This is a genomic window from Rhizobium sp. WW22 (genome assembly GCF_047041135.1).
In the GTDB taxonomy this organism is placed as follows: domain Bacteria; phylum Pseudomonadota; class Alphaproteobacteria; order Rhizobiales; family Rhizobiaceae; genus Rhizobium.
This window is the reverse complement of sequence record NZ_CP178198.1, coordinates 1,384,521-1,407,022: the sequence shown is the minus strand read 5'-3', so window position 1 is coordinate 1,407,022 and position 22,502 is coordinate 1,384,521. Positions and strand designations below refer to the sequence as shown.

Here is a 22,502-nt window from a genome sequence, read left to right as displayed (position 1 = left end):
AGATTGAGCTCTACTACCGCTGGCCAACGGTGCCAGCGTCGCGGTCGGCAAGCGCGACCCAGCCGATGACGAGTTTGCGGTTGGCAATCAGCCAGATCGTCGCCAGCGCGATCAAACCCACGACGATATTGGCGGCGGCGAAGAGAATGGGGGCAAGTTGCGTGACTGCGCCGACATCGCCGCGTTCGACAAGGCGCATCGGTGCAGTCGCCAGTGCTGTTGCACCGAAGGTGAAGGCCCAATAGGTTGGGCTGAAGCCTTCCTTCATGATCCAGGGCAGGAGGCGCAACATGATCAGAGCCTGCAGCAAGCCATAGCCGATCATTGCATGGACGAGCATATCGGGAGGGCCTTGTGTGACGCCGATATAAGCTAGCGCACCGACGGCCGGGGGAGCCAGCTGAATTCCAAGGGTCGGCCGCAGCGGCGCAGCCAACGCCGGTCCGGTCAGCAGGCGATGCAGCAGGGCGGATTCGATGGCAAGCCAGGCGAAGAAGCCGGCGCCGAAGAAAAGCTGCGCCCATTGCGGAAAGCCGAGCGCGGCGCCGACGATGGCGGTCACGAAACTGCCGGCGACGCTTGGCAGGTAGAGCACGGCAGTAGTCGTCGCAATATCGCGTTCGCCCTGCCAGAGCCCTCCCGTGCGCCAAACGGAGAATGCCAGCGTGTAGACGGCGCCGATCAGGAATATGGTTTCGGCGCCGATGCGCGAATAGGGCAGCAGGCCACCGGCCACCAGCATGGTTGCTACGCCGATGAGGCCGATGAAGCAGCACTGAACTGGGTGCGCCGCTTCCTTGAAGGCCTCCTCGCGCGCCATCATCCACTTCAACGCATAGAGCACGATCAGCAGCAGCCAGACGGCTAGCGCAATAAAGGTCAGCACTTCACCGATAAGGGCCGGCAGGCGCCAGATGCGAGCACCCACGCGCCACGCATTGGCGAGACCAGAAAGGCCAAGAACCATACCGAAAAACGAAGCTGGCACCAGCGGCAGTTTCAAAGACGCAGTCATATGCCCCCTTTTTCGCCCTATATGAGGCCCACCTGAAAGAGAATTGTGCAAGGAATTCGAGATCAATGCTAAATCTATCAATGCGAACGGGAAGCAAAATACAGCTTTCCTCCAAGCCGGCAAAGCGCGATCATGGAGAAAAGCGGGAGGCTTCGGCATGCGAGATCACGGATGCGTGAACGCGCGCATTTTTCTCCGCTCCATGGCTCCTGCATAGCTCTCCCGTCATTTGTTCATTGGAAAATATTGCGAAATATCTCTATGCAGTATTCAAACGATTGAAACCGTCCTAGGAGACTGAAACATGCAAATCGGAATGATTGGCCTTGGCCGTATGGGCAACAACATGGTGCAGCGCCTGATGCGAGGCGGTCACAGCGCCGTTGTTTTCGATGCGCGCCCGGAAAGCATCGCCGGGCTTGAACAGCTCGGCGCCACCGGCAGCAAGTCTCTTGCGGATTTCGTATCGAAACTTGCAAAGCCACGCGTCGTCTGGCTGATGTTGCCGGCGGCAATCGTCGATCAGGAACTGGCGGCGATCGTTCCGCTGCTGGAAGAGGGCGACATCGTCATCGATGGCGGCAATTCCTATTATCACGACGATATCCGCCGTGCCGAAGAGCTGAAGCCGAAGGGCATCCACTATGTCGACGTCGGCACCAGCGGCGGTGTTTTCGGCCTTGAGCGCGGCTATTGCCTGATGATCGGCGGCGAAAAGGAAACCGTCCAGCATCTGTCGCCGATCTTCGCGACGCTCGCGCCCGGCGTCGGTGACGTCGCTCCGTCGGCTATGCGCTCCGAAGAAGCCGCCAAGAAGAGCACGGCAGAGCAGGGCTATCTGCATTGCGGCCCGTCCGGCGCCGGCCACTTCGTCAAGATGGTCCATAACGGCATCGAATATGGCCTGATGGCCGCCTATGCCGAAGGCTTCAACGTTCTGCGCCATGCCAATATCGGCAAGCAGGACGCCGAGAAGGACGCTGAAACCGCGCCGCTCTCGCATCCGCAGTATTATCAGTATGATCTCGATATCGCCGAAATCTCCGAAGTCTGGCGTCGCGGCAGCGTGATCACCTCGTGGCTGCTCGACCTCACAGCCGACGCGCTGCATGGCGACGCAGCCCTTTCGCAATATGCCGGCCGCGTGTCCGATTCGGGCGAAGGCCGCTGGACGATCTCGGCTGCGATCGACGAAGGCGTTCCGACGCCGGTGCTGAGCGCTGCGCTTTACGGCCGTTTTGCTTCGCGTGGCAATGACGATTACGCCAACAAGGTTCTCTCCGCCATGCGCGCCGGCTTCGGCGGCCACCATGAGAAGCCGGTCAAGTAATTGATCGGCCTATCGATCTGATGATTGCGAGCCGGGTGGGTCAAACCTCCCGGCTTTTTCTTGCCCGCTTCTATTGTCTTAATGCTTCCAGCAGGAAAGCCGCGCTAAGCACTTTCCCCGGGGTAACTTCAGCCCAGCAGATCAGGTCGCAGGACTATGACTGGAGTGGGCGAGCCTACATCAAGCTGCGGCGCATGCGGCGGGCGGACGACCAGGCAGTCGGCGCGCGAAAAGACCTTCATCATCGACGAATCCTGCTTCGAGAAGGGCTCGGCGAGCCAACCGCCATCGGCGGCTTTCGTCAGCGTCGCGCGGACATAGTCCTGTCGCTGATCGTTGGCGGCAAAGGGCACGGCGGCGCGCGCAATACCTTCACGCTTTATCACGGGCAGAGATGCGAGCTTTCTTATCAACGGCTCGAGAAAGAGCAGGCCACAGACAAGGCTGGAAACGGGATTGCCGGGAAGGCCGAGGACATGCATGTCGCCGAGGCTGCCGACCATCAGCGGCTTGCCAGGGCGCATGGCGATGCGCCAGAAATCCAGCTTCATGCCGGCTGATATCATCGTTGCCTGTACCAGATCGTGATCACCGACAGAGGCGCCGCCGAGCGTGACGATGATGTCGGCCTTGGCCACTTGCGCCCGACCGATAGCGGCGGTGATCTCGTCGGTGTCGTCGGCGACGATGCCGAGATCGAGCACATGCGCGCCGGCATTGCGCGCGAGTGCGGCAATGCCAAAGGTATTCGAGGCAATAATTTGCGAGGGACCCGGTTGATTGCCGGGCGCCACGAGTTCGTCGCCGGTCGCCAGAATGGCGAGCAGCGGCCGCCGGTAGACATCCAATGCCGGATGGTTCATGGCCGCGGCGACGGTGAGCCGCGAAAAGTCCATCACCGTGCCGGCGGAAAGCACCACTTCTCCTTCCAGGAAATCCTGTCCGCGCGGGCGAATATGTTGCCCCTTGCGCAAGGGATAGGTCGTGCGGATACGATCGCCTTCTAGGTGCTCGGCGTCCTCCTGCAAAAGCACCGAATCGGCGCCGGCCGGAACGGGCGCGCCGGTGAAAATGCGAACCGCTTCGCCTTTGCCGACGCTACCATCGAAGGCGTGGCCAGCGGCAGAGGCACCGATGACCTGCAACTCCGAACCCGGCATTGCCGCATCCTCGAAGCGCAACGCGTAACCATCCATCGCGGAAGCGTCGAAAGGCGGCTGTGTCAGGCGGGCCGTCAGATCTTTAGCCAGAACCCGACCTTCGGCCATATCGAGTGGAACGCTTTCAACACGATGGATCGGCGCTGCACTGTCCAATAGGCGCGCCTGCGCTTCGGCAACGGGCAATAGGCTCATGTGTCAGGCCCCCGGATGGCGGAAATCCCCCGATTTGCCGCCGGACTTCTCCAATAGAGTGATACCGCCGATTTCCATGCTACGGTCGGCGGCCTTGGCCATGTCGTAGATTGTCAGGCAGGCGACGGAAACCGCCGTCAGTGCTTCCATCTCGACGCCGGTGCGGCCGGTCAGTTTTGCCGTCGCGGTGACACGCAGGCCGGGCAGGGCGGCATCCTCTACGATGTCGACGGCAACCTTCGTCAACATGAGGGGATGGCAGAGCGGAATGAGATTGCTGGTCTGCTTCGCTGCCATGATGCCGGCAAGCCGCGCCGTGCCGATGACATCACCCTTCTTGGAGTTGCCCTCGCGGATCAGCATCAGGGTCTCCGGCTTCATCCTGACGTAGCCGGTCGCGGTGGCGCTGCGTGCCGTCTCGGCCTTGTCGCCAACATCGACCATATGAGCTTCGCCCGAAGCGTCGATATGAGTAAGACCGGCCTTCTCGGTGCTCATTTCACTCAGCCGCCAGAATGCCGGTTTCGCCGTTCAGCAACAGTTTCGTTGCCGCCGTCACATCGTCCTTACGCATGAGGCTTTCGCCGACGAGGAAGGTGCTGATGCCGACGGCCTCGAGGCGCTTGCAGTCGGCATGGGTAAAGACGCCGCTTTCGCCGACCAGCAGCCGATCCTCCGGCACCATGGGTGCCAGGTTCTCGCTAACCGTCAAGCTGACTTCGAAAGTGCGCAGATTACGGTTGTTGATGCCGATCAGCGGGGAGGAGAGTTTTAGCGCACGCTCCATCTCTTCGGCGTCGTGCACCTCGACCAGCACGTCCATGTCGAGGCTGAATGCCTCGTCCTGAAGACGCTCGGCATCATCATCCGAAAGCGAAGCCATGATGAGGAGGATACAATCGGCACCCCAGGCACGAGCTTCCTGTACCTGATAGGTGTCGAACATGAAGTCCTTGCGCAGTGCCGGCAGCGAGCAGGCCGCGCGGGCAGCCGTCAGGAATCCCGGAGCGCCCTGGAAACTTGGCGTATCGGTCAACACCGAAAGGCAGGCGGCACCGCCCGCTTCATAGGCCTTGGCGAGGGCAGGCGGGTCAAAATCGGGGCGGATGAGCCCCTTTGAAGGACTTGCCTTCTTGATCTCGGCAATCAGGCCGAAAGCGCCGGCATCCTTTTTGGCGAGCAGCGCCTTATGGAAACCGCGCGGCGCGGACTGTCCGGCCTGCATCGCCTTGAGGTCGGCAAGGGAAAGTCTGACCTTGGCAGCGGCGATTTCCTCGCGCTTGTAGGCCTCGATCTTTTGAAGGATATCGGTCATGACGTCCTAGTCCTGTTCTTCGTCGTTGGAAACGGCGATAAGCTTTTCCAACGCAACGGCGGTGGCGCCGCTATCGAGCGAATGGGCCGCGAGCTTCATGCCATCATGCAGCGTTTCCGCCTTGCCGGCAATGACCAGTGAGGCCGCCGCATTGGCAAGCGCGATGTCGCGATAGGCGTTCTTTTCGCCGGCGAGCACGGCACGAAGGGCTGCAGCATTGGCAACGCCATCGCCACCCTTGAGATCGGCAAGGTCGGCATGCTGCAGGCCGAAGTCGGCCGGTGTTAGCTCAAAAGTGCGGATCTTGCCATTCTCAAGTGCTGCGACGGAGGTCTTGCCGGTCGTGGTGATTTCGTCCAGACCGTCGCCGTGCACGACCCAGACGCTTTCCGCATCGAGATCCTTCAGCACCTCGGCCAACGGCAGCACCCATTGCGGCGCGAAGACGCCCAGCAGCTGGCGACGGGCGCCAGCAGGATTGGACAAAGGCCCAAGCAGATTGAAGATCGTTCGCGTGCCGAGTTCGACGCGCGAGGGACCGACATGGCGCATCGAGGAATGATGCAGCTGCGCGAACATGAAGCCGATGCCGGCTTCCCGAATGCAGCGGGCGATCGTCTCCGGCCCGATATCGAGCTTGATGCCCAACACGGATTGCGTATCGGCGGTGCCGGCCTTGGAGCTCTGGGCGCGGTTGCCGTGCTTGGCGACGGGTACGCCGGCGCCGGCGACGATGAATGCGGCCAGCGTCGAGATATTATAGGTTCCGACACCGTCGCCGCCTGTTCCAACGATATCGATGGCATCGGCCGGGGCTTTCACCGGCAGCATCTTGGCACGCATCGTGGTCACGGCGCCGACGATTTCGTCGACAGTTTCGCCGCGCACCCGCAGAGCCATCAGGAATGCGCCGATCTGAGACGGCGTGGCCTCACCCGACATCAGGATTTCGAATGCCTGCCGGGCTTCATCCCGCGTCAATGCCTCGCGATTGGCGACCTTGGCGAGAAAAGGCTTCAATTCGCTCATCGACTATCCATCCTCCCGACCGGGTCTAGCGGGACATCGCCTGTTCGGCGAGGCTCTGGTTGACCGTGACGGTATATTTGCCCTGCAGCTGGCTGACCATCTGATCGAGAATGTCGTCGCCGGCGGCGTTGGCAATCTGGGCAACCTGCTGATCGTCGTTGCTCAGCGCATCGGTCGTCGGATTGTCGTTGACATCGGTGACCTTGAGCAGGATCTGCGTGGTGTCATCGGCGCCGATGGCGCTTCCGGCCGTATCGACGGGACCGGAGAAAGCCGCAGCGATACCGCCGCGACCCAAAACCGGATCGTCCGTCGAGCGGGTGATGCCGCTCTTGCTTTCAACAGCGATACCAAGCGGCGCGGCGATATCGGCAAGCGACTTGCCCTTCTGCGCTTCCTGCTTCAGCTCGACCGCCTTGGCAGCGAGCGCAATCTTCTGCTGTTCGGCAGTCCAGTCGGCAACGGCTTTTTCGCGCACTTCCGCAAGCGGACGATCGTGATCGGGCGTGATGTTCGTCACATCGTACCAGATATAGCCGTCATTACCGACCGTCAGAGGAGCGGGGTTGCCGCCCTGATCGGCCTTGAAGACTTCCGAAAGCAGCTGCTGGCGGGCCGGAAGATCCTTTATCTCGTTGCCATTCTGATCAAGGCCAGTCTGATCGATCGAATCGACGGTGACGAGTTTAAGCTTAAGCTGCGATGCCGCATCCTGCAGCGATGCGCCGGAGCCGCGCAGGTCTTCGAACTTGTCGTGGACGCTGGTGATCTCGTTTGCGGCGTTGCTGAGCGCAATCTGCTTGCGAATATCTTCCTTGACGTCGTCGAAATTCTTCGCCGTTTCGTTCTTCACATTGGTCACGCGCAGGATCACCGGCCCGAACGAACCTTCGACAACGGGAGTGGTGCCGCCTTCCTTGGAAACGGCGAAGGCTGCTTCGGCAACGGTCTTATCCGGAACCTGATCCTTGGTGAAGGTGCCGAGCAGCACGTCGGAAGGCTTCTTGCCCTGGTCGGAGACGAGCTGATCGAAGGTGGTCCCCGTCTTCAGCGCATCGGCTGCAGCATTGGCGAGATCCTTGTTAGCGAAGGTCAGCTGCTCGATCGTGCGGGTTGCGGGCGTGGTGAAGCTGTCCTTGCGCTTATCGAACTGCGCACGCACTTCGTCATCCGTAACACTCGCGGTGTCGGCGATATCCTCGGCCTGCAATTTCACAAAGGCGAACTTGCGATATTCGGGCGCACGATATTTCGACTTCACGCCATCGAACCACTTCTGCAGCACGTCGTCGGCCGGGGCCTTGACGGGATCGATGTTGGCGTTGGTCAGCAACAGGTAATCGATGCTGCGGGTCTCGTTGTGATATTGCTTGACGGCGTCGACAAGGACCGTCGGTGCGGTAAAACCGTTTGATACGGCCTCGACAATCTGGCCGCGGATCGCGACCTTGCTGCGCTCCTTGATGTAATCATCGGGCGATATGTTGCTGTTGCGCAGCAGCAGGTCGAATTTCTGGCGGTCGAAAGCGCCATTCGTCGCCTTGAAAGCAGGATCGTCGCCGATCAGCTTGGCCAGCCGATCCTGCGAAAGACCGAGACCCATATCGGCGGCAAGTTGATCGAGGGAGGCGCCGGCGACCAGCTGTGACACCGTCTGCTGCCCGATACCGAAGGCGCGCGCCTGTTCCGGCGTGATTTGCATGCGCAACTGCTGGCTGATCGCCTGCATCTGTCGACGATAGGCGAGGCGGAATTCATTGGTATCGATATGCTGATCGCCAACCGTGACAACCGTATTGCTGCTGCCGCCGGTGATGAGGGACCGCTCGACGCCCCATACACCAAAGGCTGCCGCAAGAAGAAGCAACAGGCCCTTGGCAAGCCAGGTTTGGGCGATTTTTCTCAGCACGTCGAACATCGGAAAGCAAACCTCGTCATCATCAAGTCTTCGCACACGGCGAAACAATCGGAGTTCCTTAGAACAATCCGAACCGGAATTGAAGAGCCAGTGGGGAAATCGCCCAATGAGGCGCAGCTATGCCGGAACCTTTGATAGGCAGCGGCGTTTTAGCAACGAGAAAACACGAGGAGCACATGATGGCAGACACGAAATCAGCTTCCACTCCCTCATCTTCGGCGCGGGCGCAGACGGAAACGGCAATGGAAGATCTTGCCGCCCAGGTCGCAGCATTGCGGGAAGATTTGGCAAAGCTTTCGCAAAGCGTGGCAGCCGTAGGGCAGGGAGCGAAGTCTGTCGTCACGGAAGAAGCCCAGGAACTTACGGAGCAGCTGCGCGAGCGCGTTCGCGAGGAGCCGATTTTCATGGTCGTCGCGGCAGCCGGGCTCGGCTATCTCATCGGCCTGCTGAATCGCCGCTAGCCAGGCTGCTCTCTCCATTTGCAAAACTGCAGAAGGCGCAGCCGAGTGAGCTGCGCTTTTTTGATTGAGCGTTAAAGGCCTTTATTGGCGCTTCGTTCATACCTGGCCCAAAGCGCCACCGGCGGCTGCGACATCTTGTGTCATCGCCATTTGTTGATCACATACCCCTTGTATCGCATGCGCGCTTACTATACGTAGCAATCATTATAAGGTTGCTTATGAATAGCAGGCTTCTTATAGATGAATTCGACACCTACTCTCGGCTTTCTTCTCCATGACGTTGCCCGGCTTCTTCGGAAGCGATTCGAGCAGCGCGCAAAAGATCTTGGCCTGACGCGTTCGCAATGGCAGACGCTCGCCTACCTCGCAAACAACGAGGGCATTCACCAGGCTGGCCTGGCCGAAATGCTGGAAATCGAGCCGATCACCTTGGTTCGCATCCTCGATAAGCTCAGCGAACGCGGTCTAGTGGAGCGTCGGCAGCATCCAAACGATCGAAGAAGCTGGCTGCTCTACATGCGCGACGAAGCCCGACCATTGATGGACACGATGCGCGGTATGGGCGACCTGACACGCAGGGAAGCGCTCGAAGGAGCCTCGCAGGAGGATCAAGAACGCCTCTACGAATTGCTTATCCTTATGAAATCGAACCTGATTAGCGCCTGCCGTTCAAAGGCAGTCGACAAAGAGTTACAACATGGCTGAAGCTTCTTCCTCAATCCGCATACCCGCGAACGCAAATTCCGCTGAACAGACTGAGGCCCCGGTGGCCGAGGCCCCGTCCTCCAATCCCTCACCACAGCCGGTGGCGGCTGCAGCGGCGGCGCCGATCTCGCCCCCAGAAATGCCTCGCAAGCGCCGCAAGCTGACGCGACCAGTGCTGTTTGCACTGCTGCCTGTCGCGCTCGTCATTGGCGGCTATTACTACGTCACCGGCGGGCAGATCATGGCCACGGACAATGCCTATATCCAGGCCGATATGGTTGGTGTTTCCACCGACGTTTCCGGCACGGTGATATCGGTCGACGTGCATGAAAACGAAGTGGTGAAGAAAGGGCAGGTGCTCTTCCGCCTGAAGCCTGATTCGTTCCGGATCGCACTGGACGGCGCGAAGGCGCAGCTCGGCAATGCCAGGAACCAGATCCTGAACCTGCAGGCGAGCTACAAGCAATCCCTGGCGGAAATCGCCCAGGCGCAGGCCGATATTCCGTATTATCAGACGGAACTCGACCGCCAGCAGAACCTGATCACCAATTCGGTCGCTTCAAAGGCAGCTCTCGATCAAGCCAGACACAATCTCGAAGCGGCACAGCAGAAGGTATTGGTCGCAAAGGCCACGGCCGCCGCGACCCTTGCACAGTTGGGCGGTGAAGGCGCTGCCGATCTGCCTGCGGAACAGAACCCGCTTTATCTGCAGGCCAAGGCCGCAGTCGACAATGCGCAGCGCGAACTTGACGATACCGTGGTGAGGGCCCCCTTTGACGGAGTGACCGCCAATGTTCCCTCCCTGCAGGTTGGCGCTTATCTAACCGCGTCCCAGCCTGGTTTTTCGCTGGTTTCCACCACGCATATGTGGATCAATGCCAGCCCGAAGGAAACGGAACTCACCTATGTCCGCCCCGGCCAGAAGGTCGATATCTCCGTCGATGCTTATCCGGATGTGACCTGGAAGGGTACGGTCGCCAGCATTGCGCCGGCATCCGGTTCCAGCTTCTCGCTTCTGCCGGCGCAGAACACGACCGGCAACTGGGTGAAGGTCGTGCAGCGCATACCGATGATCATCAATATCGACGACACGGCGGGCAAGCCTCCGTTGCGCGTCGGAATGAGCGTCGTCGCCGATGTCGACACGGGCCATGCCCGCGGCTTGCCTGATTTCATCACCAACCTGCTGGGCCGCTCACGCGGTCAGGATCATGAGTAACGCCACCACCGCCTCGCCGTCGGCGCCAGTCGCCAATCGCGGTGCGATCACCGCCTGCGTCATCCTGTCTGTCATCATGCAGGCGTTGGACACCACCATCGCCAACGTCGCCCTGCCGCATATCCAGGGCGACGTTTCGGCCAGCGCCGACCAGATCAACTGGGTCCTGACGTCCTATATCGTCGCAGCGGCGATCATGACACCGCCCTCCGGCTTCCTTTCGGCAAAATTCGGTCGCAAGCGGGTCTTGCTGGTGGCGATCGCCGGCTTCGTCGTCGCCTCGGTGCTGTGCGGCCTGTCGGAATCGCTGATACAGATCGTTGGTTTTCGCCTGTTGCAGGGCCTGTTCGGCGCCTCGCTCGTACCACTGTCGCAGGGCATCCTGCTCGATATCTACAATGTCGAGGAGCGCGGCCGCGCCATGGCGCTGTTCGGCGTCTCGGTCATGGTTGGGCCGGTGCTGGGTCCCGTCATCGGCGGCTGGCTGACCGACAATATCAGCTGGCGCTGGGTATTCTACATCAACGTGCCGATCGGCGCGCTCGCCTTCTTCGGCATCGTCGTCTACGTGACGGAAACCAAGCTCGATGCACTCGCCAAGCTCGATTGGTTCGGCTTCGGCATGCTCTCTATCGCGATTGCCGGCCTGCAGCTTTTCCTCGATCGCGGCGAGCAGCTCGACTGGTTCTATTCGAGCGAGATCATCATCGAGGCACTCGTCTGCGTCAGCGCCTTCTATCTCTTCCTGGTGCACATGTTCACGGCCGAGCGAAGCTTCGTCAATCCGCGGCTTTTCATGGACCAAAACTTTGCCGTCAGCATTCTGTTCATCTTCATCGTCGGCGTGACCTATCTGGCATCGCTGGCGCTGATGACGCCCTATCTGCAGACATTGATGGGCTATCCGGTCGTCACTGCCGGCATCGTCATGGGACCGCGCGGCCTCGGCACCATGTTCTGCATGTTCCTCGTGGGGCGCCTGATCGGCAAGGTCGACACGCGCTGGCTATTGTTCATCGGCCTCGCGCTGACGGCCTGGGCCATGTACGACATGACGGGCTGGACGCCGGATGTTTCACAATGGACGCTGATATCGGTCGGCTTCGTTCAGGGTGCCGGCCTCGGCTTCCTCTTCGTGCCCCTGACCACGATCGCCTTTGCGACGCTGCCGGCGCAGATGCGCGGCGAGGGGACGGGCCTCTACAATCTCTCGCGCAACATCGGCTCCAGCGTTGGAATCTCGGTCGTTTCCATGCTGATTACCGAGAACACGCAGGTCAACCATGCCAACATCGCCGCCTATGTCACACCGTTTAACCGGTATTTTGGGGAGACGGCTGCGCAAGGGGTGAGCCCGATGACGGCAGTCGGCCGGGCGACGCTCGATGGCATGATCACGACGCAAGCGACAATCATTGCCTACATGGATGACTTCAAGCTCCTGATGCTAATGTCGATCTTTGCCATGCCGTTGCTGATGCTTTTGCGCAAACCGAAGGCGCCGCCGGCGGTCGACCATAGCGTCGCGATGGAATAGTTACGCAGCCTTTCCAGTTTCACTGCGTAGCTCAGCGGCTGCCGGGCACCACCCCGGCGGCCGCTTTTGCCTGCTATGGGAAACGGCGGCTGACGAAGCGCGAGCCAGCAGCACCGAAGCGCCAGAGCGGATCGATATTCTTCGTGATGCCGATGCGCTTGCCTGAGACGATCGGCACCGGTTCCGCCCGAGACAACGAAAATGGTGCCGCATCCAGCGAGCGACCGTCGAGGCTTATATCGATAGCAAGCGCCTGCGAAAGCTTTCCCGGCCCGTTGCAAAGCGAGACGATGTCGGCCAATCCCCGCCGCCGGATCATGTCTTCGATGCCGTTTTCCGGCTCGATCGCCCGGATGAGCACGGCGCTCCCTTTAGTGCAAACGAAATTCAAACACCAGTGAATGCCGTAGGAGCGGTAGACATAGACATAGCCGGCCGGTCCGAACATGGCCGCATTGCGCGGCGTCGGCCCGCGATATGCATGGGACGCCTCGTCATCGGGCCTATAGGCTTCCGTCTCGACGATACGACCGCCTATCCCCGCAACCATGAAACGCATGCCAATCAGATCGGACGCGACCACGACGGCATCTCGGCTGAAAAACGTGGTGAGGACAGGGCCGGAGAGGGGTTTAATACCGACAGTGAGGGAATGATCGTCAGAAGTCATCAAGGGAGACTATCTCCGATAGCCGAAGCCATCAACACGGCGCCGAGCATCAAGTGCTTGGTCCGGCGTACTGATAATTGACAAAAGCTAAGCATAACTTATTAATAGCTTGCTTCAGTCAGATTTGACCCCTGACCTGGCGAAGGTGGCCCGGCCCTTTCCAGCGGCAGGGCCACCTTATTTTTAGCGCGCTGACGATATAAAGTTTCTACAGCGCCACCCGGCTCGATCAATATTCCGCGATCGCCGCTCCCGCCGATATCGCGAATGCGAGGGAGCTAGGCGGAACAAGTTGACGCGGCGACCAAAGCTGCTAAAAAGCCAGCCGTCGAGTGATTGGGCAGAATACCGGTAGCCACACCCGGTTTCGAAAAATCAGCACTGCTTAGATTTTTCAGGCCTTTTCAGTTGCTTGGAAGAGTGTCCGAGTGGTTTAAGGAACCGGTCTTGAAAACCGGCGTGCGGGAAACCGTACCGTGGGTTCGAATCCCACCTCTTCCGCCAAAGGGCTTTCCCAATTTTTACGTTCTCGTAAAATCCAGGCATGTCACAATCCGCGCCCATGCCTTGTCATGTCCTTCGCAACGCCAAATTCGAAGGAGATGACAATGATCCGGCAGGGCATCGCAATCGTGTATCATAGCGGCTACGGACATACCGGCCGGCAAGCCGAGGCTGTCAGGGCAGGGGTCGAAGAGGTTGATGGCGCGGAGGCGATAGTCGTGACCGTGGACAGGGTGGAGCACCATTGGGGTGATCTCAATGCGGCGCAGGCGATCATCTTTGGCTCGCCGACCTATATGGGCGCGGTTTCTGCACCATTCAAAGCATTTCAGGAAGCGACGTCGAAGACCGTTCTTGCGAGGGGCTATTTGTGGAGGGACAAGATCGCGGCTGGTTTCACCACCTCTGGGTCACGATCCGGTGACAAACTTTCGACGCTGATGCAGATGGTAATCTTCGCAGCCCAGCATGGAATGCATTGGGTCGGTCTCGATCTGCCGCCGGCCAATTGCTCTTCGACCGGCTCGGAAGAAGATATGAACCGTCTCGGTTTCTGGCTCGGCGCGGCGGCGCAGGCGAACACGGATGAAGGCCCTGAGACCGCCCCGCCGGCATCCGATCTCGCGACCGCCCGCCATCTCGGCCGGCGGGTGGCGCTAACGGCGCGGCAGTTCGCCCGTGGTCGCGAGGCCAATCCATTCGCACGCGAGTTTGCGGCCGATGAATGAGGCGCCGTCCGACCCGATCTTCTCCGAGTTGCGTCCGCGCCTTTTCAGGCTCGCCTACAGAATGCTCGGATCGGTCGCGGATGCCGAGGATATCGTACAGGATAGCTGGCTGCGCTGGCTGGCCGCCGATCGCGCTTCCGTCCGCGAACCGGCGGCATTCCTGCGGACAGTCGTCACCCGGCTTTGTCTGAACGAGCTGAAATCGGCGCGCCGCCGCCGAGAATCCTATGTGGGTTCCTGGTTGCCGGAGCCGATTTTCGATCAGGAGGACGGCGATGCCGCTGACGATATAACCATGCCGCTGATGCTGGCCTTGGAGCGCCTTTCGCCGCTGGAGCGGGCCGCCTTTCTTCTGCATGACGTGTTCGGCATGAGTTTCGATGATATCTCCTCGGTGATTGGTCGCGAGGCGTCCGCCTGTCGCAAGCTCGCCAGTCGGGCGAGGGCACATGTCACCGAGGCCCGGCCGCGCTTCGCTGTCGACAAGGAAGAAGGGCTCAAGTTTGCCGCAGCCTTCTTTACGGCGTCAAGAACGGGAGACATGGTCTCTCTTCAGGCGCTGCTTTCCGAGGATGTCGTTGTCTATGCCGACGGCGGCGGCAAGGTGCCGACATCGCAGCGACCACATATCGGGCTTTCTGCCACCATGCGGCTTCATGAGCGGCTGACGCGAATCTTCCGGGCACAGCCCTCGCAACTGATCCACTATGCGATTATCGACGGCTTGCCAGGCTTCGTGACGATAGAGGGCGGAAACATCGTACAGACCACCGCGCTGCAGATCGAGCGGGAAAAAGTCGTTGCCATTTATTGCACCCGCAACCCGGACAAGCTGCAGCACGTTATCGGGGCGGTAGAGTCGGCGACGTCTATCACGGCGAACTACTGATGCGACTTCATACAAGCACTGGAAAGAACTGTTCCAAATCTGCCCATCAAGATCCCAACGCAATCACAAACCGAGTGCATCCGTTGCAATCCGGACAGGCGGGTGGCGATCAGAAAGCAGTCCATTACCGGTGCGAAACGATTTTGATTAAGACTACTTGAAGCTGGCAGCGCTTTACCGAACATTAACCATGATCTTCGGAATTTCTTCGGTGCGCTCAATTTGCATCGCAAAATGGACAAACTGCAATCATGATTAAAGCACCGTTAGGTGATTGGAGCGTAGCAGGATACCGGAACGAGGGACTACCGGTAGCAGACCTCCGTCAAAGTAATGAGTAGCGGCTTGGGACAGATGACATTCGAAAATCGTGCGGTGACATACACAACGGCCATGCGTTGGTTTGCTCTCTCACTGATGTGCGCAACCATCACGGCCTGCGGAACGACGCAGAAAGCGCCCAGCAAGCGCCAGCACGGCAAGGAATATTTCTCCGAGAAGGAATATGGCGTGAAGGCGAGCCCACGCGTCGTCAATAACGGTCCGGTGCCGAAGGGCGGCGGCCGCTTCATGGTTGGCAATCCCTATCAGGTGAAGGGCAAGTGGTATTATCCCAAGGAAGATTTCGGCTATAACAAGGTCGGCGTCGCCTCCTGGTACGGTTCGGCCTTTCACGGCCGCCTAACCGCCAACGGCGAAGTCTACGACCAGCAGTCGCTGACCGCCGCCCATCCGACTTTCCCGCTGCCGAGCTATGCCCGCGTCACCAACGTCGAGACCGGATCCTCCATCATCGTACGCGTCAACGATCGCGGCCCATACCATCCCGGCCGCATCATCGACCTTTCGAACAAGACGGCACAGCTGCTCGACCTTCAGCACAGCGGCACCGGCGACGTACGCGTGCAATATGTCGGCCGCGCCCGCATGGACGGTCATGACGAGCCTTATCTGATGGCCTCCTACATCCCGAAGGGTTCGCGTCTGCCTGGCATCAACCCAGGTGGCCAGATCGCAACGGGCGTGATGGTGGCCTCTGCCGGCCGCATGACTGCGGATCAGCTGCCGGATTCGTATACCCCTACACCGACGCGCCCCAGCCGTCAGGTGCGCAGCTTTGATGCCGCGCCGGCGATCGCACCCGTTCCACGCCAGTCGCCCTATTCAGCAACAGCCTTCGCCGATGCGCCGAAGCCTGCCTACAATGGCGACAAGCGCAACAATCCGCCGCCGATGACCTGGAACGGCGGCGCCATGCCTGCCGCCGAGAGCGCCGAGCCGGTCATGATCGTTCTGCCGCAAATCGGGCCGATTCCCCGTGAGCGACCGGATTTCACGCCCCGACTGGCAAGCCTTGACGATCAATCGATCGGTTCGGCTGTCGCCGCCTATCAGAATGCGCCGGTCAAAACAGTTTATGTCGACCTCGCTTTCGATGCCGTCATGGTTCGTAACGACGGCCTCACGCAGGAATCGATTCTCTTGTCCTATCGCCGCCAGCATCAGGGTGCGACGCAGGTCGATTGATCGACGTCATTGCCTGAATCTTAACCCGTCACTAAAATAATCGTGCCGGTGGTCGGATGAAGGGGACGATATGCCAAAGCGCTTGATTCTTTTGTTCCTTCTTCTCCTCGGGTTCGCGAAGGTCACGGCCTTCGCGCAGCCGGCCGCGCCAGGTGCTTTCGACACGAAAGCCGCGCAGGCATTCATGATCGAGGCGTCGACCGGTACTATCCTGCTTGCCAAAAACGAGGATCAGCTGATTTCGCCTGCGTCGCTTGCGAAACTGATGACGCTGGATGTCGTTTTCGATGCGATCGGGCGAGGGGAGATCAATCTCGATACCGAATATCCCGTCTCGGAAAATGCCTGGCGTACGGGCGGCGCTCCCTCACGCGCATCGACAATGTTCGCAGCTCTGAAATCGCGCATCCGCGTCGGCGATCTGATCCAGGGTATTGCCGTACAGCAGGCAAACGACGCCTGTATCGTTCTGGCGGAAGGCATGTCTGTCAGCGAACGCGAATTCGCCCGTCGCATGACGGCGCGCGCAAGAGAGATCGGGATGTCCCGGTCCACCTTCACCAATTCCACCGGCCTGCCGGATGCCGACGATCCCAATGCCGGCGGCAAGGTTTCCGCGCGAGAGATGGTCATGCTGGCGCAGGACCTGCAGGAGAAGCACCCGGATCTCTACAAATATTTCGGGCAGGCCGACTTTACCTGGAACAAGATCTATCAGCGCAACAAGAACCCGATGCTTCTGCTCAATATCGGCGTGGATGGTCTGGGGCTTGGCTTTGCGGAAGGGGAAGGCTTTTCGATCGTAGCGTCCATTCAGCGCGATGGCCGCCGGCTGTTCCTGGCACTCGGAGGGTTGAAGAGCGACAAGGAACGCATCGAGGAGACGCGCCGTGTCCTCGAATGGGGCCTCAGCAATTTCAAGAGCCAGCGTATCTTCGCCGATGGCGAAGTGATCGGCGACGCCAGCGTCTATGGCGGCGCTGCTTCTACCGTCGGCCTGCAGGCGAAAATACCCGTCGACGTCTATGTTCCGATTGAGACGCCGGATCGGCTTTCGGCGCGCATCGTCTATCGCTGGCCTTTGACGGCACCGGTGGCTGCGGGTTACGAAGCCGGCACCCTTCGCGTGTTCCTGGGCGCGCGTTTGGTGCGGGAGCTGCCACTCTATACGAAGGAATCGGTCGAGCGGGGCACATTGGGTCGCCGCGCTTTCGATGCCTTCATGGAACTGACGGAATCGCTGCTGTTCTCCTGGCTGTGGGACAAGCCTTTGCCGACGTGAGTGGGTTGTAAGGCTCGCGAAATCTCTGTTCACACCCCATATAGAGTGGCGGAGACCGGGACATGCACGGTTCCACCTGAACATGTCTTGGGTTAAACAGGATGCGTATCGCACGCCGCACGAATGGCACGCGAAAAGTGCAGGACATGATCATTGGCTGATGCAGACGGATTATTCGTAAGCTTTGAAGGCGGCGAGGGGGCTGGCAAATCCACCCAGATTCGCCGGCTGGCTGAGCGGTTGCGCGAGCGTGGTCACGAGGTTCTGGTAACGCGTGAACCCGGGGGCTCGCCAGGAGCGGAAGCGGTACGGCACGTCCTGCTTTCAGGTGCTGCGGAAACCTTCGGCACGCGCATGGAGGCGATCCTCTTCGCTGCTGCCCGCAACGATCATGTCGAGGACGTCATTCGTCCGGCACTTTCGCGCGGCACCATCGTCCTTTGCGATCGGTTCATGGATTCCTCGCGCGTCTATCAGGGTGTGACGGGCAATCTCGAGCCTGACTATATCGAGGCTCTGCAGAGGGTTGCCGTCAACGGCGTCATTCCGCATTGCACGCTGATTCTCGACATTCCCGCCGAAGTCGGTCTGGAGCGCGCACGCAAGCGCGCCTCCGCCGTAACCGCACCCGATCGCTTCGAAAAGGAAGAGATGCAGACCCACGAGAAGCGCCGCGAGGCGTTCCTCGATATCGCCGCCCGCGAGCCCGAGCGTTGCCACGTCATCGACGCCCTGAAGCCGGAAGATGAGATCGCCGCCGAAATTGCCGGGATCGTCGACAAGAGGCTCGGCGCTGCCAATATCGTCGCCAGATCGGAAGCCGCGCAATGAGCGACGAGCGACCGGGTGTCCTCGACGGCGCCATTCCTCCGCAGGACAATACGAAGCTGTTCGGCCATCAAGAAGCCGAAGCCTTCCTCGCCCAATCCTATCGCTCCGGCAAGGGGCATCATGCCATGCTGATCGAAGGCCCCGAAGGCATCGGTAAGGCGACCCTTGCCTTCCGTTTCGCCAATCACGTCCTCTCCCATCCCGATCCGGCATCTGCGCCTAAGACGATCGGCGATCCCGACCCGGCATCCGTCGTCAGCCGGCAGATTTCCGGCGGAGCATCGCATAATCTGCTGCATTTGAGCCGGCCGGTCGACGACAAGACCGGCAAGATGAAATCCGCGATCACCGTCGACGAAGTGCGCCGCGCCGGAAAATTCTTCTCGCAGACATCAGGCACGGGCAACTGGCGCATCGTCATCATCGATCCCGCCGACGATCTCAACCGAAGCGCGGCCAACGCCATCCTGAAAATCCTCGAGGAGCCGCCGAAGCGCGCTTTGTTCCTGGTGCTGTCGCATGCGCCAGGCCGGCTTTTGCCGACGATACGCTCGCGCTGTCTGCCTCTGAAGCTCGCGCCGCTCGAAAACGAGCCTCTGCGCTGGGCGCTCGAAAATCTTGGCGTGCCGCCAGGGCAGGGGAACGACGTGCTTTCAGCAGCCAAAGGCAGCGTCAGCGAGGCGCTCAAGCTCCTGAACTATGGTGGCGGCGAGATCATCGAAGCTTACCGCCAGGTGCTTTCGGCAGACGGACCTGCGGCACGCAAGGCAATGCATCGACTCGCTGACGCGCTTTCCGGCAAGGACAGCGACACGATCTTCGGCTTCTTCCTGTCGCATATCGGCGACGATATCATCGAGCGAGCCCGCGCCGCCGCGCTTGACGGCTCGATTTCGACGGCCGAAAGGCTGGCACGGCTGCATTCCGAGACCACAGAGCGGCTGAACGTGTCGCAGGCCTATAATCTCGATCGTAAGCAGACGCTGATTACCATCCTCGGCGAGCTCAAACAGCAGCTTTCAGCCTAGCTTCCCTATGCGATTTCCGGGAATGAAAACTCGCTGCATTCCTTAGTTTTGCGGCGAGAGATGCATGCGGATCATCACAGCGATATATCCAAAAAACGGCATGATGTAATCCATTACCAGCGTGTAGTGCAGCGCGATGCGGCCCCCTACCTTCATGGTCAGACCGTATCCCAGCTGAAGTGATCGGTCTCATTTGAAGGTGCCGCAGCTTTTCGGCTGTGGAATTGGATTGGAGACTAACCGTGACACTACATGACAAACCGTTGATCGCGATTGTCGGTGCGACGAGCAAGCAAGGGCGAAGCGTGGCGACGACGCTGCTTCAAAGTCAACGCTTCCGCGTCCGTGCGCTTACTCGGAGCAAGGATTCACCCTCAGCGCGCGCGCTGCAGGCGTTAGGGGCGGAAATCGTGACGGTGCCGCTCGAACTCGGCCGGACAAAGGAACTCGTGGGTGCCTTCGAGGGCGCTGCCGGCGCCTTCCTGATGACGCCTCCTATCGCGCCGCCAGACACGAGTGAGGCGCCGCTTGGCCGGCAATTGGCCGATGCTGCCGTGGAGGCCGGGGTCGGCCATGTGGTCTTCAGCACGCTGGAGAATGTCGAAAAGATCTCAGGCCGGACGAAATATGCGCCACACTTCACCGACAAGGCAAAGGTTGCCGATTATATACGCGGACTTCCGGTCTCGCACTCCTTCGTCATGCTCGCGTTCTTCTACACCAACCTGCTCGAATATTATGTTCCTCGGTATGATGGCGACACGCTCCTATTGCCGATCTATCTGCCGGAAGACGTCGCCGCACCTTTCGTCGATCCGTTGACGGCCAACGGTCCTGTCGTCCTGGAGATCTTCTCCCACCCTGAACGCTACAACGGAAAGACGCTTCCGATCGTGGGCGATATTATTTCACCGCGTGAAATGGTCGATACCTTCCGGCGCGTAACGGGCCTGAAAGCCGAATATCGGAACGCCTTTTCCAGGGACGGCCTCCTGCAGTATTTTCCGGAATTCGCCGCCAACGAGCTGCTCGTCCGCGAAATTTTGGGGATGGTCGAATATGCCGTCGAATATGGCTATTTCAGTGGAGAACATGATCTCGGCTGGAGTCGCCGCTTGGATCCGGACACATTGAGCTGGGAGCAATTTTTGCGAACCACCGGCTGGCGCGGTGAAAAGCGAGCGTTCGGACTTTGAGGCCGATTGCCTGTCTCTCAGTTCACAGCGATGCCCGGCAGCTTCTTTAACTCGGTGACGAGAAAATCGACCAATAACCGCACGCGAGCGACGCCTGCTCGTTCGGGCACGACGAGCAGGCTGATGGGAACCGCCTCAAGGTCGTACTCGTCAAACAGGACTTTGAGCGTACCGGCATCGAGCAGATCCTGAACCAGCCAGAGGTGAGCGGGACCGATGCCGCGGCCGGCCGCCAGAGCAGCGCGAGCAGCGAGGCCGTGATCGACCCGCAGCATTCCGCTCACCGGAACCACCAGACGCATCCCATCCGGATCAAACAGAATAAGCTGATCGCTTCCGGCAATGTTGGACATTACCACGCTATCGTGCTGCGCGAGGTCGGCGGGACGTGTGGGCCGCCCTTTGCGGCGAAAATAATCGGGCGAACCCACGAGCCTTCGATGGCTTTTTCCGATGGAAACGAGCTTCATGGCGTCATCGGCAATCGGCCCCAGACGCAAAGCGATATCAATCCCCTCACGAGCGAGATCGATGCGCTCATCCGTAAGATTAAGATCTATCCTGATCTCCGGATATCGATCTTGAAAATCGAAAATCATCCGCGTGACGTGCATGACGCCGAGAGCAGCAGTGCAGGACAGACGAACGGCACCTGCCGGCGACCGCCGCGCATTTCTTGCTTCTTCGGTGGCCTGCTCGACAAGCCGCAGAATCTGCAGGCAGTTTGCATAGTAGCGGCTCCCTTCCTCGGTGAGCGTGACGCGGCGTGTGGTTCTGCCGAGAAGAGGGACCCCCACGGCCGCCTCCAACTCATTGATATGGCGGGTTACCGTCGATTGACCAAGGCCAAGCTCTCGCGCAGCAGCCGACAAACTACCACGTTCTACAACCCGGACGAACGTCCGCATCCGATCCAGGGAAAGGCCTTGATCATCCATTTTTTGGCGAAATCAGGTTCATTACCTCTTATAAATTGATCAATCGCCTTTGGCTACGGCAACCCTTCCAAGGCGGCTGCATGATCGTACCGGCTGTCAATCCGGCATTATGTTCAGGGCGACCTAGGGTAAGATCAGCTTCCAGGCAACGATCGCGAGCGTCACGGCAAGAATGATGCGCACGGACCGCTCATGCAGGCGCGGCGCGAGCAGACTACCGGCGACGATACCTGGAATCGACCCCACCAACAGGGCGAACAGCATCGTCCAGTTGATCTCGCCGATGAACCAATAGCCCATGCCGCCGATCAAAGTCAGCGGCACGGCATGGACGATGTCGGAGCCGACGATTTCGCGGACATCCGTCTGCGGATAGAGCACCAGCAGGACGGTGACACCGAGCGCGCCGGCGCCGACCGAGGTCATCGTGACGAGAATACCGAGCATAAGGCCGAGGATGACTGTGAGCAGAGCAATGTTGCGCGGCGATATCGTTCCGCGTTCGCCGCGCCATTTGCGGATGGCCTTGAGGATCTGGCCACGGAAAATCAGCATCAGCGCCGTCAAAAGCAAAAGACAGCCCAATGACAGGGTGATGGAATGAGCAACGGCGGGGCTCTCGCGATTGACGCCGGCCATGATCCAGAGCATGGCGAGCGCCGCCGGAACGCTGCCTGACGCCAAAAGGCTCACAACCTTCCAATTGACGCGTCCGTGCATGCCGTGCACGGCCGTTCCTGCGGTCTTGGTGATTGCGGCATAGAGCAGATCCGTGCCAACGGCCGTTGCCGGATGGACACCGAAGAGAAGTACGAGCAGGGGGGTCATCAGCGAGCCGCCGCCGACCCCTGTAATGCCCACAAGCATGCCAACGAAAAAGCCGGAAAAGGAATAAAGCGGCTGAAAGGAATCGATCAAACTCAAATTCACGGCCTCTTGAAGCCGTTTGGCAGACCAATACATAAAACGATGAAATCCACGGCTACGTCTGTCCTGCGTTCCACTCTCCCGAAGGGGTAAAGGCG

The 22,502-nt window shown here is 59.8% G+C and carries 21 protein-coding genes and 1 tRNA gene; 13 read left to right on the top strand and 9 right to left on the bottom strand.

All coding sequences use genetic code 11. The features are described 5' to 3' along the window. Nucleotides 1–13: 13 nt before the first annotated feature. The gene (gene tehA / locus ACK83U_RS07050) at nucleotides 14–1,015 is read right to left on the bottom strand and encodes a dicarboxylate transporter/tellurite-resistance protein TehA (protein WP_112602653.1); all 1,002 of its coding nucleotides are present in this window, start codon (nucleotides 1,013–1,015) and stop codon (nucleotides 14–16) included. A 304-nt stretch (nucleotides 1,016–1,319) separates the two neighbouring features. Here tehA and gnd point away from each other — a divergent pair, with 304 nt between their 5' ends. Further along, nucleotides 1,320–2,345 carry a phosphogluconate dehydrogenase (NAD(+)-dependent, decarboxylating) gene (gene gnd / locus ACK83U_RS07045; protein WP_112338954.1) on the top strand — a complete coding sequence of 342 codons (1,026 nt, stop codon included), beginning with the start codon at nucleotides 1,320–1,322 and terminating at the stop codon, nucleotides 2,343–2,345. A gap of 128 nt (nucleotides 2,346–2,473) precedes the next feature. Here the strand turns inward: gnd and glp are convergent, their stop codons facing one another. From glp to ACK83U_RS07020, 5 genes are read right to left on the bottom strand one after another with little or no spacing between them, the layout of a single operon-like run. After that, nucleotides 2,474–3,700: a gephyrin-like molybdotransferase Glp gene (glp, locus tag ACK83U_RS07040; RefSeq protein ID WP_112602651.1), complete on the bottom strand. Its 1,227-nt coding sequence runs from the start codon at nucleotides 3,698–3,700 to the stop codon at nucleotides 2,474–2,476. A 3-nt stretch (nucleotides 3,701–3,703) separates the two neighbouring features. Then, nucleotides 3,704–4,198: a cyclic pyranopterin monophosphate synthase MoaC gene (moaC, locus tag ACK83U_RS07035; RefSeq protein WP_112602649.1), complete on the bottom strand. Its 495-nt coding sequence runs from the start codon at nucleotides 4,196–4,198 to the stop codon at nucleotides 3,704–3,706. A gap of 1 nt (nucleotide 4,199) precedes the next feature. Then, the gene (trpC, locus tag ACK83U_RS07030) at nucleotides 4,200–5,015 is read right to left on the bottom strand and encodes an indole-3-glycerol phosphate synthase TrpC (RefSeq protein ID WP_112602648.1); all 816 of its coding nucleotides are present in this window, start codon (nucleotides 5,013–5,015) and stop codon (nucleotides 4,200–4,202) included. A gap of 6 nt (nucleotides 5,016–5,021) precedes the next feature. Then, on the bottom strand, nucleotides 5,022–6,044 hold the full coding sequence (trpD, locus tag ACK83U_RS07025; protein WP_112602646.1) for an anthranilate phosphoribosyltransferase: 1,023 nt from the start codon (nucleotides 6,042–6,044) through the stop codon (nucleotides 5,022–5,024). A gap of 25 nt (nucleotides 6,045–6,069) precedes the next feature. Further along, nucleotides 6,070–7,962, bottom strand: a complete 1,893-nt coding sequence (locus ACK83U_RS07020; protein WP_112602644.1) for a peptidylprolyl isomerase — start codon at nucleotides 7,960–7,962, stop codon at nucleotides 6,070–6,072. A gap of 179 nt (nucleotides 7,963–8,141) precedes the next feature. Here ACK83U_RS07020 and ACK83U_RS07015 point away from each other — a divergent pair, with 179 nt between their 5' ends. The 4 genes from ACK83U_RS07015 (at nucleotide 8,142) to ACK83U_RS07000 (ending at nucleotide 11,884) form a co-directional block, all read left to right on the top strand. After that, nucleotides 8,142–8,423 (top strand): hypothetical protein, encoded by a 282-nt coding sequence (locus ACK83U_RS07015; RefSeq protein ID WP_112339004.1) that lies wholly within the window; start codon nucleotides 8,142–8,144, stop codon nucleotides 8,421–8,423. Between the two features lie 240 nt (nucleotides 8,424–8,663). Further along, nucleotides 8,664–9,128, top strand: a complete 465-nt coding sequence (locus ACK83U_RS07010; protein WP_112420450.1) for a MarR family winged helix-turn-helix transcriptional regulator — start codon at nucleotides 8,664–8,666, stop codon at nucleotides 9,126–9,128. Then, nucleotides 9,121–10,347, top strand: coding sequence for an HlyD family secretion protein (locus ACK83U_RS07005; protein WP_112602642.1), 1,227 nt, complete (start codon nucleotides 9,121–9,123; stop codon nucleotides 10,345–10,347). The genes ACK83U_RS07010 and ACK83U_RS07005 overlap by 8 nt, the downstream gene beginning before the upstream one ends. Next, entirely contained in the window at nucleotides 10,340–11,884 is a 1,545-nt protein-coding gene (locus tag ACK83U_RS07000; RefSeq protein WP_112602640.1) for a DHA2 family efflux MFS transporter permease subunit, read from the top strand. The genes ACK83U_RS07005 and ACK83U_RS07000 overlap by 8 nt, the downstream gene beginning before the upstream one ends. Nucleotides 11,885–11,957: 73 nt before the next feature. On the opposite strand, the gene ACK83U_RS06995 is transcribed toward ACK83U_RS07000, so the two are convergent. Then, nucleotides 11,958–12,554 carry a DNA-3-methyladenine glycosylase gene (locus ACK83U_RS06995; RefSeq protein WP_112602638.1) on the bottom strand — a complete coding sequence of 199 codons (597 nt, stop codon included), beginning with the start codon at nucleotides 12,552–12,554 and terminating at the stop codon, nucleotides 11,958–11,960. 414 nt (nucleotides 12,555–12,968) lie between these two features. On the opposite strand from ACK83U_RS06995, the gene ACK83U_RS06990 reads away from it, so the two are divergent. The 8 genes from ACK83U_RS06990 to ACK83U_RS06955 all read left to right on the top strand — a co-directional run bounded on the left by ACK83U_RS06990 (nucleotide 12,969) and on the right by ACK83U_RS06955 (nucleotide 20,539). Continuing rightward, nucleotides 12,969–13,058: transfer RNA gene (locus ACK83U_RS06990), tRNA-Ser, on the top strand. Between the two features lie 104 nt (nucleotides 13,059–13,162). Further along, a complete protein-coding gene (locus ACK83U_RS06985; RefSeq protein WP_112602636.1) occupies nucleotides 13,163–13,786 on the top strand; it encodes a flavodoxin family protein in 624 nt (207 codons plus the stop codon). Beyond that, a complete protein-coding gene (locus tag ACK83U_RS06980; protein ID WP_112602634.1) occupies nucleotides 13,779–14,675 on the top strand; it encodes a sigma-70 family RNA polymerase sigma factor in 897 nt (298 codons plus the stop codon). Before ACK83U_RS06985 ends, ACK83U_RS06980 begins: the two co-directional genes overlap by 8 nt. Nucleotides 14,676–15,029: 354 nt before the next feature. Then, on the top strand, nucleotides 15,030–16,202 hold the full coding sequence (locus ACK83U_RS06975) for a septal ring lytic transglycosylase RlpA family protein (RefSeq protein WP_112602632.1): 1,173 nt from the start codon (nucleotides 15,030–15,032) through the stop codon (nucleotides 16,200–16,202). Between the two features lie 70 nt (nucleotides 16,203–16,272). Continuing rightward, a complete protein-coding gene (locus ACK83U_RS06970) occupies nucleotides 16,273–17,484 on the top strand; it encodes a D-alanyl-D-alanine carboxypeptidase family protein (RefSeq protein ID WP_112602630.1) in 1,212 nt (403 codons plus the stop codon). A gap of 153 nt (nucleotides 17,485–17,637) precedes the next feature. Next, nucleotides 17,638–18,315: a dTMP kinase gene (tmk, locus tag ACK83U_RS06965; protein WP_112602628.1), complete on the top strand. Its 678-nt coding sequence runs from the start codon at nucleotides 17,638–17,640 to the stop codon at nucleotides 18,313–18,315. Then, nucleotides 18,312–19,343, top strand: coding sequence for a DNA polymerase III subunit delta' (locus ACK83U_RS06960; protein ID WP_112602626.1), 1,032 nt, complete (start codon nucleotides 18,312–18,314; stop codon nucleotides 19,341–19,343). The genes tmk and ACK83U_RS06960 overlap by 4 nt, the downstream gene beginning before the upstream one ends. 242 nt (nucleotides 19,344–19,585) lie before the next feature. Further along, complete coding sequence (locus tag ACK83U_RS06955) at nucleotides 19,586–20,539, top strand: NmrA family NAD(P)-binding protein (protein ID WP_112602624.1); 954 nt, start codon at nucleotides 19,586–19,588, stop codon at nucleotides 20,537–20,539. 17 nt (nucleotides 20,540–20,556) lie between these two features. On the opposite strand, the gene ACK83U_RS06950 is transcribed toward ACK83U_RS06955, so the two are convergent. Further along, nucleotides 20,557–21,477 carry a LysR family transcriptional regulator gene (locus tag ACK83U_RS06950; RefSeq protein WP_112602623.1) on the bottom strand — a complete coding sequence of 307 codons (921 nt, stop codon included), beginning with the start codon at nucleotides 21,475–21,477 and terminating at the stop codon, nucleotides 20,557–20,559. Between the two features lie 123 nt (nucleotides 21,478–21,600). Then, nucleotides 21,601–22,440: a sulfite exporter TauE/SafE family protein gene (locus ACK83U_RS06945; RefSeq protein WP_183710096.1), complete on the bottom strand. Its 840-nt coding sequence runs from the start codon at nucleotides 22,438–22,440 to the stop codon at nucleotides 21,601–21,603. Nucleotides 22,441–22,502 lie beyond the last annotated feature (62 nt).

Coding starts and splice junctions, on each gene's coding strand:
- ACK83U_RS07015 (WP_112339004.1), top strand. CDS start 8,142: ATGGCAGACACGAAATCAGCTTCCACTCCCTCATCTTCGGCGCGGGCG.
- ACK83U_RS06960 (WP_112602626.1), top strand. CDS start 18,312: ATGAGCGACGAGCGACCGGGTGTCCTCGACGGCGCCATTCCTCCGCAG.
- trpC (WP_112602648.1), bottom strand. CDS start 5,015: ATGACCGATATCCTTCAAAAGATCGAGGCCTACAAGCGCGAGGAAATC.
- moaC (WP_112602649.1), bottom strand. CDS start 4,198: ATGAGCACCGAGAAGGCCGGTCTTACTCATATCGACGCTTCGGGCGAA.
- ACK83U_RS07020 (WP_112602644.1), bottom strand. CDS start 7,962: ATGTTCGACGTGCTGAGAAAAATCGCCCAAACCTGGCTTGCCAAGGGC.
- ACK83U_RS06945 (WP_183710096.1), bottom strand. CDS start 22,440: ATGTATTGGTCTGCCAAACGGCTTCAAGAGGCCGTGAATTTGAGTTTG.
- ACK83U_RS07000 (WP_112602640.1), top strand. CDS start 10,340: ATGAGTAACGCCACCACCGCCTCGCCGTCGGCGCCAGTCGCCAATCGC.
- ACK83U_RS07005 (WP_112602642.1), top strand. CDS start 9,121: ATGGCTGAAGCTTCTTCCTCAATCCGCATACCCGCGAACGCAAATTCC.
- ACK83U_RS06970 (WP_112602630.1), top strand. CDS start 16,273: ATGCCAAAGCGCTTGATTCTTTTGTTCCTTCTTCTCCTCGGGTTCGCG.
- ACK83U_RS06975 (WP_112602632.1), top strand. CDS start 15,030: ATGACATTCGAAAATCGTGCGGTGACATACACAACGGCCATGCGTTGG.
- glp (WP_112602651.1), bottom strand. CDS start 3,700: ATGAGCCTATTGCCCGTTGCCGAAGCGCAGGCGCGCCTATTGGACAGT.
- ACK83U_RS06985 (WP_112602636.1), top strand. CDS start 13,163: ATGATCCGGCAGGGCATCGCAATCGTGTATCATAGCGGCTACGGACAT.
- trpD (WP_112602646.1), bottom strand. CDS start 6,044: ATGAGCGAATTGAAGCCTTTTCTCGCCAAGGTCGCCAATCGCGAGGCA.
- ACK83U_RS07010 (WP_112420450.1), top strand. CDS start 8,664: ATGAATTCGACACCTACTCTCGGCTTTCTTCTCCATGACGTTGCCCGG.
- ACK83U_RS06995 (WP_112602638.1), bottom strand. CDS start 12,554: ATGACTTCTGACGATCATTCCCTCACTGTCGGTATTAAACCCCTCTCC.
- tehA (WP_112602653.1), bottom strand. CDS start 1,015: ATGACTGCGTCTTTGAAACTGCCGCTGGTGCCAGCTTCGTTTTTCGGT.
- ACK83U_RS06980 (WP_112602634.1), top strand. CDS start 13,779: ATGAATGAGGCGCCGTCCGACCCGATCTTCTCCGAGTTGCGTCCGCGC.
- gnd (WP_112338954.1), top strand. CDS start 1,320: ATGCAAATCGGAATGATTGGCCTTGGCCGTATGGGCAACAACATGGTG.
- ACK83U_RS06950 (WP_112602623.1), bottom strand. CDS start 21,477: ATGGATGATCAAGGCCTTTCCCTGGATCGGATGCGGACGTTCGTCCGG.